11 protein-coding genes and 2 pseudogenes are annotated in these 13,686 nt (G+C 69.5%); 3 read left to right on the top strand and 10 right to left on the bottom strand.

The window, feature by feature from the left end:
- Positions 1–109 precede the first annotated feature (109 nt).
- Together ACIRD7_RS38835 and ACIRD7_RS38840 are read left to right on the top strand one after the other, a co-directional pair.
- Entirely contained in the window at positions 110–712 is a 603-nt protein-coding gene (locus ACIRD7_RS38835; RefSeq protein ID WP_403460705.1) for a hypothetical protein, read from the top strand.
- 470 nt (positions 713–1,182) lie between these two features.
- Positions 1,183–1,389, top strand: coding sequence for a DUF5999 family protein (locus ACIRD7_RS38840; RefSeq protein ID WP_403460706.1), 207 nt, complete (start codon positions 1,183–1,185; stop codon positions 1,387–1,389).
- A gap of 197 nt (positions 1,390–1,586) precedes the next feature.
- Here the strand turns inward: ACIRD7_RS38840 and ACIRD7_RS38845 are convergent, their stop codons facing one another.
- The 6 genes from ACIRD7_RS38845 to ACIRD7_RS38870 form a co-directional block, all read right to left on the bottom strand.
- Complete coding sequence (locus tag ACIRD7_RS38845; RefSeq protein ID WP_403460707.1) at positions 1,587–2,621, bottom strand: endo-1,4-beta-xylanase; 1,035 nt, start codon at positions 2,619–2,621, stop codon at positions 1,587–1,589.
- Positions 2,622–2,679: 58 nt separating this feature from the next.
- Positions 2,680–3,519: a carbohydrate ABC transporter permease gene (locus ACIRD7_RS38850; RefSeq protein ID WP_403460708.1), complete on the bottom strand. Its 840-nt coding sequence runs from the start codon at positions 3,517–3,519 to the stop codon at positions 2,680–2,682.
- The gene (locus tag ACIRD7_RS38855; RefSeq protein WP_403460709.1) at positions 3,516–4,514 is read right to left on the bottom strand and encodes a carbohydrate ABC transporter permease; all 999 of its coding nucleotides are present in this window, start codon (positions 4,512–4,514) and stop codon (positions 3,516–3,518) included. The genes ACIRD7_RS38850 and ACIRD7_RS38855 overlap by 4 nt, the downstream gene beginning before the upstream one ends.
- Before the next feature lie 6 nt (positions 4,515–4,520).
- Positions 4,521–5,816, bottom strand: a complete 1,296-nt coding sequence (locus ACIRD7_RS38860) for an extracellular solute-binding protein (RefSeq protein WP_403460711.1) — start codon at positions 5,814–5,816, stop codon at positions 4,521–4,523.
- A 236-nt stretch (positions 5,817–6,052) separates the two neighbouring features.
- Positions 6,053–7,387 (bottom strand): diaminopimelate decarboxylase, encoded by a 1,335-nt coding sequence (lysA, locus tag ACIRD7_RS38865; RefSeq protein WP_403460713.1) that lies wholly within the window; start codon positions 7,385–7,387, stop codon positions 6,053–6,055.
- 13 nt (positions 7,388–7,400) lie between these two features.
- Positions 7,401–7,835, bottom strand: coding sequence for an SAV_915 family protein (locus tag ACIRD7_RS38870; RefSeq protein WP_403460714.1), 435 nt, complete (start codon positions 7,833–7,835; stop codon positions 7,401–7,403).
- A gap of 428 nt (positions 7,836–8,263) precedes the next feature.
- Here ACIRD7_RS38870 and ACIRD7_RS38875 point away from each other — a divergent pair.
- Positions 8,264–8,611: pseudogene (locus ACIRD7_RS38875) on the top strand (universal stress protein); the annotation flags it as partial.
- A 162-nt stretch (positions 8,612–8,773) separates the two neighbouring features.
- On the opposite strand, the pseudogene ACIRD7_RS38880 reads toward ACIRD7_RS38875, so the two are convergent.
- The 4 genes and pseudogenes from ACIRD7_RS38880 to kdpA form a co-directional block, all read right to left on the bottom strand.
- Positions 8,774–9,184: pseudogene (locus ACIRD7_RS38880) on the bottom strand (response regulator); the annotation flags it as partial.
- Positions 9,185–9,269: 85 nt separating this feature from the next.
- On the bottom strand, positions 9,270–9,902 hold the full coding sequence (locus ACIRD7_RS38885; protein WP_403460715.1) for a potassium-transporting ATPase subunit C: 633 nt from the start codon (positions 9,900–9,902) through the stop codon (positions 9,270–9,272).
- A gap of 5 nt (positions 9,903–9,907) precedes the next feature.
- Positions 9,908–12,022: a potassium-transporting ATPase subunit KdpB gene (gene kdpB / locus ACIRD7_RS38890; RefSeq protein ID WP_403460716.1), complete on the bottom strand. Its 2,115-nt coding sequence runs from the start codon at positions 12,020–12,022 to the stop codon at positions 9,908–9,910.
- A complete protein-coding gene (gene kdpA, locus ACIRD7_RS38895; protein WP_403460718.1) occupies positions 12,022–13,683 on the bottom strand; it encodes a potassium-transporting ATPase subunit KdpA in 1,662 nt (553 codons plus the stop codon). Before kdpA ends, kdpB begins: the two co-directional genes overlap by 1 nt.
- Between the last annotated feature and the right edge of the window lie 3 nt (positions 13,684–13,686).

Consider the following 13,686-nt stretch of genomic DNA (forward strand, 5'->3'; position numbering starts at 1 on the left):
ACCCCGACCCGGCCCCCGCCTCTCTGACCTCCGTGAGCTGACAGCGCCGTCCGCCCGCCCCAGCCCCGCCCTCGCGCCACCGTGCCTGTCGAATGAGAGGCGACCCACCATGCCGCTGCATGTCCCCCCGGCTCCCGCGCCCGCACTTCGCTCCGTCCTCGCCGCGCTCGGTTCCCCCACCGCCGTGAGCGAGGCCCGAACGCCCTCCCTGCGCGCCGCCCAGGGGCCCGTCACTCCCGAACTCCCGCTGCCCGTCCATGTCCTGGACGAGTTCACCCCGGCGGGGGTCTCCGCGACCCGGCTGGCCGGCTGGCGGTTCCTGATCCGGTCCGGCGGCCGCGCGGGCGCCGCCGCCGAGACCCGGCTGACCCCGGACGGCTGGACCTTCTCGCACTTCTTCGAAGGCCCCTACATCGCCTCGACCGAGCGCGCGCTGCGCCAGGCGGAGACGATCACACCAACCTGCCAGCCCCGCCTGCTGTCGTTCCCCGGCCTCTACATGCTCGCCCTCTGGCTGCACGCCGACTTCGCCGCGGACGGCGCCACCGGCCACCCCGACCCCGCCGACGTCCTCGTGCCGCTGGCGCCGGCCCCGCCCGGCATCGCGGCCCATGTGCCGCACCGGGTCGCCGACCTCTTCCCGGTGCTCACCACTCGGGCGACACCGGCTCCCCTGCCCCCACTGCCGCCACTGCTGGGCTCGCCTGCCTGACATCACGCACGCACGTGTACCCGCGTACCCCGCCGCCATTTCCGGGCAGCGGGGTCCGCGTGTGTCCGGTGAGGGGATTAGGCTCGGATCGGACAAAAGAAAACCGCTCGGACAAATGAATTCCGCTCGCCCGAGCAGCAATCCGCTCGCCCGAGCAACAATTCGCCCACCGGAGCGACAGTGCGCTCGAACGAGCCCCAAGGGCTCCTGGCCCGCACGGACTAGCCCCATCCGACCACGCCGAACCATCCAAAGTGACAGTGGAGTTGGGATGAACCGTCCGCGCGGGTGATGCGTCATCAACCTGTGAGAAAGCGGTGCCGCGAAATCCCTGCGGATTGACGCCCGTGGGGCAACACTGGGTTCCGACCGACTTATCACAACGGGGGGCGGCCATGAACGAAGCTTCACGCCGCAAGACAGACACCACAGCCATCTCGCACGTCACGACAGAGCGAAAGATCCCATCCATGTGCCAGCACCAGCCACCGTGCCCGTCAGCCGACTCCGCCGACCGGGAATCCGCCCGCCTCATGGCGCACCACCCGGAGCAGGGATGGAGCCTGCTGTGCAACGGCGTTCTGCTCTTCGAGGACACCGGTGAGCTCCTGCCCGACGGCCAGATCATCGCCCCGCACCGTCCGCTGGGCACCGGCAAGGTGATGACCGCCGCGTAGCGCCGCACGGCGGACCACGCCGGGGGCCCTGCACCACCGGGCGGCACGACGGACGCCCGGAGTACTCCAGGGGCCGGTCGCAGACTCTCACTGCGAGCCGGCCCCCACGTGTGTCCGGGATCGCTCACCCACCGTAGTGCGCCGTGCGTCCCGGGCGACCCTCGTACCGACGCCCGGGCCACACGGCCGACGGTGGCCTACCTCAGCGCCTCGCGCAGTGCGAAGTACGCCGGCTTGGGCCGCAGTTCCTCGTCCCACGGCAGTGCCGCGCCCTCGCCCGGGAAGAACGCCGGGATCCAGGAGTACTTGTCCGTGTAGTCCCAGACCGTGATCCCCACGCATCGGCGCACCGCGAGGCACGCCTCGGTCATCTGCCGGTACCAGTCGGCCTGCTGGGCCAGCTTCTCCTCGGTCGCGGGAAGCTGCATCCGTACGTCGACCTCGGTCAGCGCCGTGTCGAGGCCGAGGCGGGCAAAGCGGCGGAGGTTGTCCTCCAGCGTGGCCGGATAGCCGTACTGGAGCGCCAGATGGGTCTGGAGCCCGAAGCCGTGCAGCGGGACGCCCTTGGCCTTCAGCTCCTTGGCCAGCCGGTAGTAGGCGTCGCTCTTCGGGCCGGTCGCCTCGACGTTGTAGTCGTTGAGGTACAGCTTGGCGCGCGGGTCGGCCTGGTGTGCCCAGCGCAGGGCGTCGGCGATGTAGCCGGGGCCGAGGGTCTTGTAGAAGACCGTCTCGCGGTACGTGCCGTCCTCGTTGAACGCCTCGTTGACGACGTCCCAGGCGTAGATCTTGCCGCGGTAGTGCCGCACCTCCGTCTGGATGTGCTTCTTCAGTACGGCCCGCAGCTCGGCCGCCGTCCACTCGCGGCCGGTGAGCCAGTCGGGCAACTGGCTGTGCCAGACGAGGGTGTGGCCGCGCACCTTCTGGTGGTGGGCGCGGGCGAGGTCGACGATCTCGTCGCCCTGGGAGAAGTCGAACACGCCCTGCTCGGGCTCGGTGGCGTACCACTTCATGCCGTTGCCGGGGGTGATCTGGTCGAACTCGCTGCCGAGGAGCGCCTTGTACGGCTCGTCGGTCAGCTCGGGGTTGTCGGTCGCGCTGCCGAAGTAGCGGCCGTGGCGCTGGGCGAGCTCGGCCAAGGTGGCTGTGTCGTCATGGGCCTGGGCGGCCGGGACGGTGACGGCGACCAGGGCGGCCGCGAGGGCGCCGACGAGTCTGAGCCGGTTCTTGCGCATGGTGCGACTCCTCACGTTTCTCGGATGTGTGGGTGAGCCGTACGTCCGCCCGCGCGCGTCATCCCTTGGTCGCGCCGGCGGTGAGGCCGCCGACGAGCTGGCGCTCGGCGACCGAGTAGAAGGCGAGCGCGGGGACCATGGCGAGGACCAGGTAGGCGAAGACACGGGCGTAGTCGGCGGAGTACTGGCCCTGGAACTGCTGGACGCCGATGGGGATGGTCCACCACGTGGAGTCGGTGAACACCAGCAGCGGCAGGAAGAAGTTGTTCCAGCTGGTGACGACGGCGAGCACCGAGACGGTGCCCAGCGCGGGCCGCGCCATGGGCAGCAGCACCCGCCAGAAGAACCCGAACGAGCTGCACCCGTCGAGCGTGGCCGCCTCCTCCAACTCGCCCGGGATCTGCCGGAAGAAGCCGCGCAGGATGATGATGGTCATCGGCAGTCCGAAGGCGGCCTGCGGAAGGATCACGCCGAGCGGGTTGTCCAGCAGGCCCATGGAGCGCAGCAGCAGGAACAGCGGCAGGGCCGCCACCGCGAAGGGGAACATCAGCCCCATGGTGAACAGGGTGAACAGGCCCTCCCGCCCGCGGAAGGCGAAGCGCGCGAAGGAGAACGCCGAGAGCGCGGAGACGGCGACGACCAGCACGGTCGTACCGACCGCGATCAGTGTGCTGTTGCCGATCAGCCGCCAGAAGTCCCCCGAGCCGATGATGTCCGTGTAGTTGCCGGTCACCCAGGACTCCGGCAGCCCGACCGGGTTGCGGGAGAGCTCGTCGGTGGACTTGAAGCCGGACAGCACGGCGTACAGCAGCGGTACGACCATCACCGCGCCGACCACCACGAGGATCACGTGCAGCGACAGGTTCCTGCCGTTCCTCCTGCCGGACCTGACCGTCACTTGACGCCTCCCCGCATTGTCGTGGTGGCTCCCTGGAGATCGCGGCGGAGCACGAACCGCTGGTAGGCGAGGGCGAAGACGAGGCTGATGCCGAACATGACCACGCTGATCGCGCTGGCGTAGCCGACCTGGTAGCGCTTGAAGCCGTACTGGAACATGGTCACGGCCATGGTCTCGGAGTGATGGTCGGGGCCGCCGGCGGTGGTCACCCAGACCAGGTCGAAGAGCTGGATCGACCCGATGACGGACAGGAACACACTGATCCGCAGAGTGGGCCCGAGCAGCGGCAGGGTGACGCTGCGAAAGCGCTGCCAGGCGTTCGCGCCGTCGATCAGCGCGGCCTCCGTCAACTCCCGGGGGATGGCCTGGAGTCCGGCCAGGTAGAGCATCATGTGGAAGCCGAAGTACTTCCACATCATGACCAGGAAGAGGGTTGCCATGACGGTGGACTGGTCGGCGAACCACTCACCGCCCAGGCCGTCGAGGCCGATGCGGCCCAGGACCTGGTCGGCGAAGCCGTCGTCGGGGGCGAAGATCATGCCGAACAGGACACCGGTGATCGCCTCGGACAGGACGTACGGCCCGAAGAACAGCATCCGGTAGAACGCCCGGCCGCGCAGCCGCTGGTTGAGCAGTACGGCCATGGCGAGCGCGAACGGCAGCTGGATCGCCAGCGACAGCACGACCAGGACCAGACAGCGCCACAGGTCGCCGAGGAAGACGGGGTCGTCGAAGAGACGGGTGAAGTTGTCGGTGCCGATGTAGTCGGACGGCATGCCGAAGCCGCCCCATCGGAAGAAGGCCGCGTACAGCGCGAACAGCATCGGCAGCAGTACCAGCACGAGGAACAGCACCAGGGCGGGCACCTGGAAGCCGACGGCGGTGAGCCAGTTCAGGACGCGCCGCCTGGCCCGCCCCCGGGCCGCGTCGGGCTGTGGGGGCGGGACTTCGACGCCGGGGCCGGTGCGCTTGTCCGGCAGGAACGTGGAGGTCATCGCCGGCTACTGCTCTTCCTTCGCGGTCTTCGTGATCGACTCGGCGACCTGCTGCGGGGACTTGGATCCGGCGATGAGCGCTCCGACGCTGTCGTTGACCTCCTGGCCGACGGCGGGCGCGTACGCCTGGTCGAGATAGAGCTGGAAGCCGGTGGCGGCCTTCAACTGGGCCTGTACGGCCTTGATGTTGGGGTCGCTGATCGCGCTCTCGGCGGCCGGGACGACCGGGAGGGCGCCGGTCTTCTTGACCAGCTCCACGTCCGTCGCCTCGGAGGCGAAGAACTTCAGGAAGTCGACGGCGGCCTGCGGGGCCCCGCTGCGCAGGGCGTGTCCGCCGCCCCCGCCGAACACCTCGGTGATCGTGCCCTTGCCGCCCTCCACCGCGGGGAACGGGAAGAACCCGAGGTCGTCGCCGAGTCCCTTGCCGGCGTCGGCCTGGACGACCGGGGCCCACTGGCCCATGAGTTCCATGGCGGCCTTGCCGTTGCCGACGGTCGCGGCCTGACCGGTGGGGCTGGAGTAGGCGGCGCCGAGGAAGCCCTTCTGGAACGGCTGGAGGTCGACGAGCTCCTGGAGGTGCTGTCCGGCCTGCACGAAGGGATCGCCGGTGAAGTCCTTGTCGTCGTAGGCCTTCTGCACCGCGGAGGCGCCCGCGGTGCGCATGGCGAGGTAGGCCCAGTAGTACATGCCGGGCCACTTCTCCTTGCCGGCGAGGGCCAGCGGCGTGATGCCCTTCGCCTTCAACTTCCGTACGGCGTCGAGGAAGCCGCTCCAGGTGGCCGGCGGCTCGCCGATCCCCGCGTCCTTGAAGAGCGCCTTGTTGTACCAGAAGCCGATCATGCCGATGTCGAACGGTATGCCGTACACCTTCTCGTCGAGGAGATACGGCTCCTTCGCCACCGGCAGCAGGCCGTCGGCGAAGTCCTTGGTGCGGTCGGTGAGATCCTCGACGAGCCCGGCGTCGACCTGCTGCTTGAGGACGCCGCCGCCCCAGGTGTGGAAGATGTCCGGCAGCTTCCCGGAGGCGATCAGCGCCGTCATCTTGGACTTGTAGGCGTCGTTCTCCATCTGGACGATCTTCACCTTGACCTTGGGGTTCTGGGCCTCGAACTTCTTGGCCAGCGCCGCCCAGACACTCTTGGTCGGTTCGGTGGTGGAGATGTTCCACCACTCGATGGTGGTCGTGCCGCCCGAGGACCCTCCGCCCGAGTCGCCGCCGCAGGCGCTCAGTGCCGTCATTCCCACACCGGCCGCGGCGGAGGCCGCCAGGAATCCGCGGCGGGACAGTCCCGGGTCGCCCATCATGCGCTCCTTGGGTACGGGACGGCGCGTCCATGGTCACCGTCCGGTGCTTCGAAAGTTTCGGATGAGATCCAGAAAGCTTCGTTGCTGCCGCACCCTAGAGACGGCGTCCAAGCGGTGGCAACCCCTTGGACGCCGCGAATCTGACACCACCTTCTCTTTCTGATGCGCCGGAGCGAAACATTCGGCAGGGCTGGCGAACCTTACGGAGCTTAAATCCGAGGTTCCGCCAGGCCTCAGAGGCCGACGTCGCGGCTGCGGATGTCCTCCAGGGACTCGCGTCGGACCAGGAGCCGGGCCCGGCCGTCGTCCACGGCGACCACCGGCGGGCGGCCCACCATGTTGTAGCCGGAGGCCATGGACAGGTGGTAGGCGCCGGCCGCCGGGACGGCGAGCAGATCGCCGGGGCGGATGTCGTCGGGGAGTTCGACGTCGGCGGCGAGGACGTCGCCCGCCTCGCAGTGGCGGCCCACGACGGTCACCGGGGCCGGGGCGGCGGTGCTGTGGCGGCCCACCAGCCGGGGTGCGTAGCGCACGCCGTAGAGCGCGGGCCGGGGGTTGTCGCTCATGCCGCCGTCCACGGCGACGTAGGTGTGCGCGCCGGTCCGCTTGACGGCGAGGACGTGGTAGAGCGCGATCCCGGCCGGCCCGGCGATGGCACGGCCCGGCTCGATGATGAGACGGGGCACGTCGATCCCGGAAGCCGCGCATGCGTCGGCCAGTTCCGCGCGCACCTTGCGGGCCAGCGTGGTGAGGTCGAGGGCGGGTTCGCCGGGGCGGTAGGCGATGCCGTGGCCGCCGCCGAGGTCGAGTTCGCGCAGGACCAGACCGTGCTGCTCGTGCAGCCGGGCCATGAGGCCGACCATCCGTCGTACGGCGGACAGATACGGCTTGACGCTGGTGATCTGCGAGCCCAGGTGGCAGTGCAGGCCGGTCAGTTCGAGCCGCGGTTGGTCCAGTATCCGGGCGATGGCGTGCTGGGCGTATCCGTCCCTGATGGACAGGCCGAACTTCTGCTCCTCGGTGCCGGTACGGATCTTCTCGTGGCCGCCGGCGCTGATGCCGGGCACCACGCGGACCATGACCTTCTGGTGGCCGTCGGGTCCGACCGCCGCGGCCAGCCGGGCGATTTCGGAAGGGCTGTCGATGACGATCCGGCCGACGCCGAGGCGCAGGGCGGTCTCCAGGTCGCGCGGGGACTTCGCGTTGCCGTGCAGCACGATCTTCTCCGGCGGGAAGCCGGTGGTGACGGCCAGCTCCAGCTCACCGGCCGAGCAGACGTCGAGGCCGAGGCCCTCCTCGTCCACCCAGTGGATCATCGCCCGGCACAGGAACGCCTTGGCCGCGTAGAGGACCTCGGCCTCGGGGAAGGCGTGCCTGTAGGTGCGGCAGCGCTCTCGGATCTCGTCCTCGTCGATGACGTAGACGGGCGTGCCGAAGCGGGCGGCGACCTCGGCGAGCGGCACACCGCCGACGGTGATCTCGCCCTCGCGGGGCTCGACGGCGGAGGCCGGCCACACCGAGAGGACGTCGGAGGCGGTGGTCACCGCGGGTTCGTGAATGGTGGTCATGGTGCGCTCGCCCTCAGCCGATCCACATGGTCAGCGCGGAGATCAGCGCGGCGGCGCCGGTCACGCGCAGGGCTCCTACGGCCTGGGGGTCCCAGGCGCTCTCACGGAATCGGGGACCGGAGTGCACGACCTCTTCCCGGGCGGACGGGGTGGTCGCGGTCGGGGCCGGCGCGCAGAACTGGGGGTCCACCGTGACGGTGGTGACTCCTAGTGGTGCGGTCAGCGAGCGCAGGGCGGGCTCGGCGAGCCGGATCCAGGGCTGGTCGGGGCCGAGGGTCGCGGTCAGTTTCCGCCGGGAGGTGAACCCTACGGCCGTACGGTCACCGATGGGTGTACGAAAGAGGCGGGCCGCACAGGCGGCCTGACCCGACCGGACCGGAACGTACAGAGGGCCGGCCGGGAACCGTTCAGAGGGCTCCGGGTCTTCGTCGTACAGGATGTCTGCCATGGGGGGCCTCCGGTGGATCCGACGTACGTCGGACGGGTTGCTTGACGCCCCGGACGCGGGGAGGCGGACCGGGGCTTGCAACTGACGCTATGCCCGGTGACCCCGGGTTCCGGACCGTCCATGACGCGATGCTGACGGGGATCGGCCGGTGGTTGACGCGATGCTGACGCCGGGCCCGGCAGCCCCCCGCGAACGCCGTCAGAGGTGCGCCGAGAAGAGCCGTTGAGGCCGGCTGCGGGCCGGTGGCGGGGGTGTGGTGGAAGCGGCCCTTCGAGGGCCCGCCCGGCGGGTGTCGGGCGGCGCGGCCCGCGAGAACCGCGCGCGGGTGTGCGCGAAGAACCGCACAGCACGAAGAACCGCGGAGAACGGTGGATTCAGGATTCACGTCTGGTTCCGACGGCCGTGCGGCCGCACGGGTCGTGGTGGGCATGAGCGGCTCCCTGGGGAGCCTCACCGCTCTGTCCCGGGCCGCGGAAGAAGCCCGGCGCCGCGACGCCGAGCTGTGGCCCGTGCCGGCCTGGCAGCCGCCGGGCGGGGACCTCGCCGCGCGGCGGGGTCCGGCCGCGGGCCTGGCGGCCGACGAGTGGCAGCGCATGGCCCGTGAGCGGCTCGTCGGGGTCCTGAAGGACATGTTCGGCGAGACAGGGCCCGGGGTGTGGATGTATCCCCTGCTGGCGCGTGGCACCCCCGGGCCGGCCCTGGTCGAGGTCGCAGACCGCGAGGACGACGTCCTGGTCGTCGGCGCGGACCGGCGCAGCCCCTGGCACCGCGCCTGCCACCGCTCGGTGACCCGCTACTGCCTCACTCACGCCGGCTGCCCGGTCCTGGCGATACCCCCGTCCCCGCTGGAGACGGACCTGGCAGCCGTGCACCGCCGCAACGCCTGGCGCCTGCGCCTGGACACCCGGGATCTGGCGGAGGAGGCGGTACCGGACGAAGGACAAGTCGGCCGTCTCCACGAGCGTCGTCTCGGGGCCGAGCGGGGTGTCCTCGGTACGGTGGACGCAGGCCCGCAGCCGGGCCATCAGCTCGTCCATGCTGAACGGCTTGGTGACGTAGTCGTCGGCTCCCGCGTCGAGGGCGACGACCTTCTCGTCGGACGTCCGGCGCGCCGACAGCACCAGGATCGGTACCCGGGTCCAGCCGCGCAGCGCCTTGATGACGTCGACGCCGTCCATGTCGGGTAGGCCGAGGTCGAGCATCACCACGTCCGGCTGGCGTGCGGCCGCGAGTCTGAGCGCGGTGGCGCCGTCGGGCGCCGCGTCCACGCCGTACTTGCGTGCCTGCATGTTGATCACGAGGGCCCGCACCAGCTGCGGGTCGTCCTCCACCACCAGCACCCGGGTCATAGGTGTGCGCCTTTCTTCACGGCTGCGGGAGCCGGCGGATCGGATGTCTCCGACCGACGGCTCCCGTACGTTTCGCGTAACCCCATCAGCCCTTGGCCACAAGGCCCTTGAGCGCGATGTTGAGTTCCAGGACGTTCACGCGTGGCTCGCCGATGAAGCCGAGGGTGCGGCTCTCGGTGTGGTCCTTGACGAGCCGCTCCACCCGCGCGACGGACAGGCCGTTACGCTCGGCGACCCGGTGCACCTGGATCTCGGCGTACTGGGGAGAGATGTCCGGGTCCAGGGCGGAGCCGGAGGAGGTGACCGCGTCGGCGGGGACCTGGGAAGGCCTGACGGTGTAGCCGGGCACGGAGTTGTCCTTGACGACCTTCGCCTGTGCCTCCTTCACCCACTTGATGAGTTCGGGGTTGTCGCCGGAGCGGTTCGTGGCGCCGGAAAGGATCAGCTTGTACTGGGTGTTGACCGAGTTCTCGCCCATTCCGTTCGCCGGACGGGACTGGAAGTACTTGAGGCTGTAGCCCTGTTGGCCGATCAGCGAGGAGCCGACGACCTTGCCGTCGTACTTGATCTCGGAGCCGTTCGCCCTGTTGCGGAACAGCGCCTGGGCCACGCCCGTGACGGCCAGCGGATAGATCACGCCGGTGAGCAGGGTCAGCACCAGCAGCGCCCGCAGGCCCGCCCCGAGCAACCGGGCTGTGTTCGATACGGAGTTGTTCATGGCGGTCAGCCGATCCCGGGGATGAGGGAGATGAGCAGGTCGATGATCTTGATGCCGACGAAGGGCGCGACCAGGCCGCCGAGACCGTAGACGGTCAGGTTCCGGCGCAGCATGCGATCCGCGCTCACCGGCCGGTACTGCACGCCCTTCAGGGACAGCGGCACCAGCGCGATGATGATCAGCGCGTTGAAGATGACCGCGGACAGGATCGCGGAGTCCGGCGAGGACAGGCCCATGATGTTGAGCTTGTCCAGGCCCGGGTAGACCGCCGCGAACAGCGCCGGGATGATCGCGAAGTACTTCGCGACGTCGTTGGCGATGGAGAACGTCGTCAACGCGCCCCGGGTGATGAGGAGTTGCTTGCCGATCTCGACGATCTCGATGAGCTTGGTCGGGTTGGAGTCGAGGTCGACCATGTTGCCGGCCTCCTTGGCGGCCGACGTGCCGGTGTTCATCGCCACGCCGACGTCCGCCTGGGCGAGCGCGGGTGCGTCGTTCGTGCCGTCACCGGTCATCGCGACCAGCTTGCCGCCGGCCTGCTCCCGCTTGATGAGCGCCATCTTGTCCTCGGGAGTGGCCTCCGCGAGGAAGTCGTCGACGCCCGCCTCGTCGGCGATCGCCTTGGCGGTCAGCGGGTTGTCGCCCGTGATCATGACGGTCTTGATGCCCATGCGGCGCAGTTCCTCGAACCGCTCCCGCATGCCGTCCTTGACGACGTCCTTGAGGTGGATGACGCCCAGCACCCTGGCTCCGTCGGCGTCCTCGACCGCGACCAGCAGCGGCGTGCCGCCCGCCTCGGAGATCCGGTTGGCGATCGTGTCCGCGTCGTCGGCGATGGCGCCGCCCTGCTCCCGCACCCAGGCGATGACCGATCCGGCCGCGCCCTTACGGATCTTCCGCCCGTCGACGTCCACACCCGACATCCGGGTCTGGGCGGTGAAGGCGATCCACTCGGCACCGGCCAACTCGCGCTCGCGCAGCCCGTACTTCTCCTTCGCCAGTACGACGACCGAGCGGCCCTCCGGTGTCTCGTCGGCCAGCGAGGAGAGCTGGGCGGCGTCCGCGACCTGGGCCTCAGTGACACCGTTGACCGGGACGAGCTCGGCGGCCTTGCGGTTGCCGAGCGTGATGGTGCCGGTCTTGTCGAGCAGCAGCGTGGAGACGTCTCCGGCGGCCTCGACCGCACGGCCCGACATGGCCAGCACGTTGCGCTGGACCAGCCGGTCCATGCCGGCGATGCCGATCGCGGAGAGCAGCGCGCCGATCGTGGTCGGGATCAGACAGACCAGCAGGGCGACCAGCACGACCATCGTCAGGTGCGTGCCCGCGTAGTCCGCCGGCGGCGGCAGCGTGGCGCAGGCCAGCAGGAAGACGATCGTCAGGGAGGCCAGCAGGATGTTCAGCGCGATCTCGTTCGGCGTCTTCTGCCGGGCCGCGCCCTCGACGAGGTTGATCATCCGGTCGATGAAGGTCTCGCCGGGCTTCGTCGTGATCTTGATGACGATCCGGTCGGAGAGGACCTTCGTGCCACCGGTGACGGCCGAACGGTCGCCGCCGGACTCCCGGATGACGGGGGCCGACTCACCGGTGATCGCCGACTCGTCGACGGACGCGACACCCTCGACGACGTCGCCGTCCCCGGGGATGTTGTCGCCGGCCTCGCAGACGACCAGGTCACCGATGCGCAAATCGGTGCCGGCGACCACAGTTCCGTCGACCTTGCGCGCCACGGTGTCGGTCTTGGCCTTGCGCAGGGTGTCGGCCTGCGCCTTGCCGCGGCCCTCCGCGACGGCCTCCGCCAGGTTGGCGAAGATCACGGTCAGCCACAGCCAGACGCTGATGGTCCAGCCGAACCAGTCGCCCGGGTCCTTGAAGGAGAAGGCGGTGGTCAGGAGGGAGCCGATCCACACCACGAACATCACCGGGGACTTGACCATCACCCGCGGGTCGAGCTTGCGGAACGCCTCCGGCAGCGACTTGAGCAGTTGCTTCGGGTCGAAGAGGCCCGCGCCGACACGGCCCTCGGGGGACTTGTGCCCGGTGGGTACGTCGCTGTGCGGCGCCCGAGTCGGGGTGGCGGTGGACATGGAGTCCTCGTGCTTCTCTATACGGGTGGTCATCACGCCAGCCCCTCGGCCAGCGGACCCAGCGCGAGGGCCGGGAAGTACGTCAGACCGGTGATGATGATGATCGTTCCGACGAGCAAGCCGGCGTACAGCGGCTTGTCGGTCCGCAGGGTGCCCGCAGTCTCCGGGACCGGCTTCTGCTCGGCGAGCGAGCCGGCCAGGGCCAGCACGAACACCATCGGCAGGAAACGGCCGAACAACATGCACAGGCCGAGCGTGCTGTTGAACCACTGCGTGTCCGCGTTCAGACCGGCGAAGGCCGAGCCGTTGTTGTTGGACGCGGACGTGTAGGCGTACAGGATCTCGGAGAACCCGTGCGCCCCGCTGTTGGTCATGGAGTTCGCCGGGGTGGGCAGCGCCATCGCGAAGGCGGTGAAGACGAGCACCAGGGCCGGGGTGATCAGGATGTAGCAGGCGGACAGCTTGATCTCGCGGGAGCCGATCTTCTTGCCCAGGTACTCGGGGGTGCGGCCGACCATCAGACCGGCGATGAACACCGCGATGATCGCCATGATCAGCATGCCGTAGAGACCGGAGCCGGTACCACCGGGCGCGATTTCGCCCAGCATCATGCCGAGCATGGTGACGCCGCCGCCGAGGCCCGTGAAGGACGAGTGGAAGGAGTCCACCGCACCGGTCGAGGTGAGCGTGGTCGCCGTCGCGAAGATCGACGAGGCGCCCACGCCGAAGCGGACCTCCTTGCCCTCGTACGCCCCGCCCGCGATGTCGAACGCCGGTCCGTGGTGGGCGAATTCGGTCCACATCATCAGGGCCGTGAAGCCGAGCCAGATCGTGGCCATCGTCGCGAGGATCGCGTAGCCCTGCTTGACCGAGCCGACCATGAGGCCGAAGGTGCGGGTCAGCGCAAAGGGGATGACGAGGATCAGGAAGATCTCGAAGAGGTTGGAGAACGGGGTGGGGTTCTCGAAGGGGTGGGCGCTGTTGGCGTTGAAGTAGCCGCCACCGTTGGTGCCCAGCTCCTTGATGGCCTCCTGCGAGGCGACCGCGCCGCCGTTCCACTGCTGCTGCCCGCCCATGAACTGGCCGACCTCGTGGATGCCGGAGAAGTTCTGGATGGCGCCGCAGGCGACGAGGACAACCGCGGCGACGGCCGCGATCGGGACCAGGATGCGGACGGTGCCGCGCACCAGGTCGGCCCAGAAGTTGCCCAGCTCACCGGTGCGCGAGCGCGCGAACCCGCGCACGAGCGCGACGGCGACGGCGATGCCGACGGCCGCGGAGACGAAGTTCTGCACGGCCAGACCGGCGGTCTGCACGACGTGGCCCATGGCCTGCTCGCCGTAGTACGACTGCCAGTTGGTGTTGGTCACGAACGACACGGCGGTGTTGAACGCCTGGTCCGGGTCGATCGCGGAGAAGCCGAGCGAACCGGGCAGCACGCCCTGCAGACGCTGGAGCAGGTAGAGGAAGAGGACGCCTACGGCCGAGAAGGCGAGGACGCCGCGCAGGTACACCGGCCAGCGCATCTCGGTGTCGGGGTTGGCACCGATGCCCTTGTAGATCCACTTCTCGACCCGCCAGTGCTTGTCGGAGGAGTAGACCTTGGCCATGTAGTTGCCAAGCGGGACGTAGGCGAGCGCGAGGGCTGCGATCAGGGCGAGCAGTTGGAGCACGCCGGCGAGTACGGGACCCATGTC

The organism is Streptomyces sp. NPDC093568 (genome assembly GCF_044764945.1).
Taxonomy (GTDB): Bacteria; Actinomycetota; Actinomycetes; order Streptomycetales; family Streptomycetaceae; genus Streptomyces.

What these genes read in the sequence shown, in the direction of transcription:
- ACIRD7_RS38835 (WP_403460705.1), top strand. Translation starts at nt 110, where the DNA reads ATGCCGCTGCATGTCCCCCCGGCTCCCGCGCCCGCACTTCGCTCCGTC.
- ACIRD7_RS38840 (WP_403460706.1), top strand. Translation starts at nt 1,183, where the DNA reads ATGTGCCAGCACCAGCCACCGTGCCCGTCAGCCGACTCCGCCGACCGG.
- ACIRD7_RS38845 (WP_403460707.1), bottom strand. Translation starts at nt 2,621, where the DNA reads ATGCGCAAGAACCGGCTCAGACTCGTCGGCGCCCTCGCGGCCGCCCTG.
- ACIRD7_RS38855 (WP_403460709.1), bottom strand. Translation starts at nt 4,514, where the DNA reads ATGACCTCCACGTTCCTGCCGGACAAGCGCACCGGCCCCGGCGTCGAA.
- ACIRD7_RS38860 (WP_403460711.1), bottom strand. Translation starts at nt 5,816, where the DNA reads ATGGGCGACCCGGGACTGTCCCGCCGCGGATTCCTGGCGGCCTCCGCC.
- lysA (WP_403460713.1), bottom strand. Translation starts at nt 7,387, where the DNA reads ATGACCACCATTCACGAACCCGCGGTGACCACCGCCTCCGACGTCCTC.
- ACIRD7_RS38870 (WP_403460714.1), bottom strand. Translation starts at nt 7,835, where the DNA reads ATGGCAGACATCCTGTACGACGAAGACCCGGAGCCCTCTGAACGGTTC.
- ACIRD7_RS38885 (WP_403460715.1), bottom strand. Translation starts at nt 9,902, where the DNA reads ATGAACAACTCCGTATCGAACACAGCCCGGTTGCTCGGGGCGGGCCTG.
- kdpB (WP_403460716.1), bottom strand. Translation starts at nt 12,022, where the DNA reads ATGACCACCCGTATAGAGAAGCACGAGGACTCCATGTCCACCGCCACC.
- kdpA (WP_403460718.1), bottom strand. Translation starts at nt 13,683, where the DNA reads ATGGGTCCCGTACTCGCCGGCGTGCTCCAACTGCTCGCCCTGATCGCA.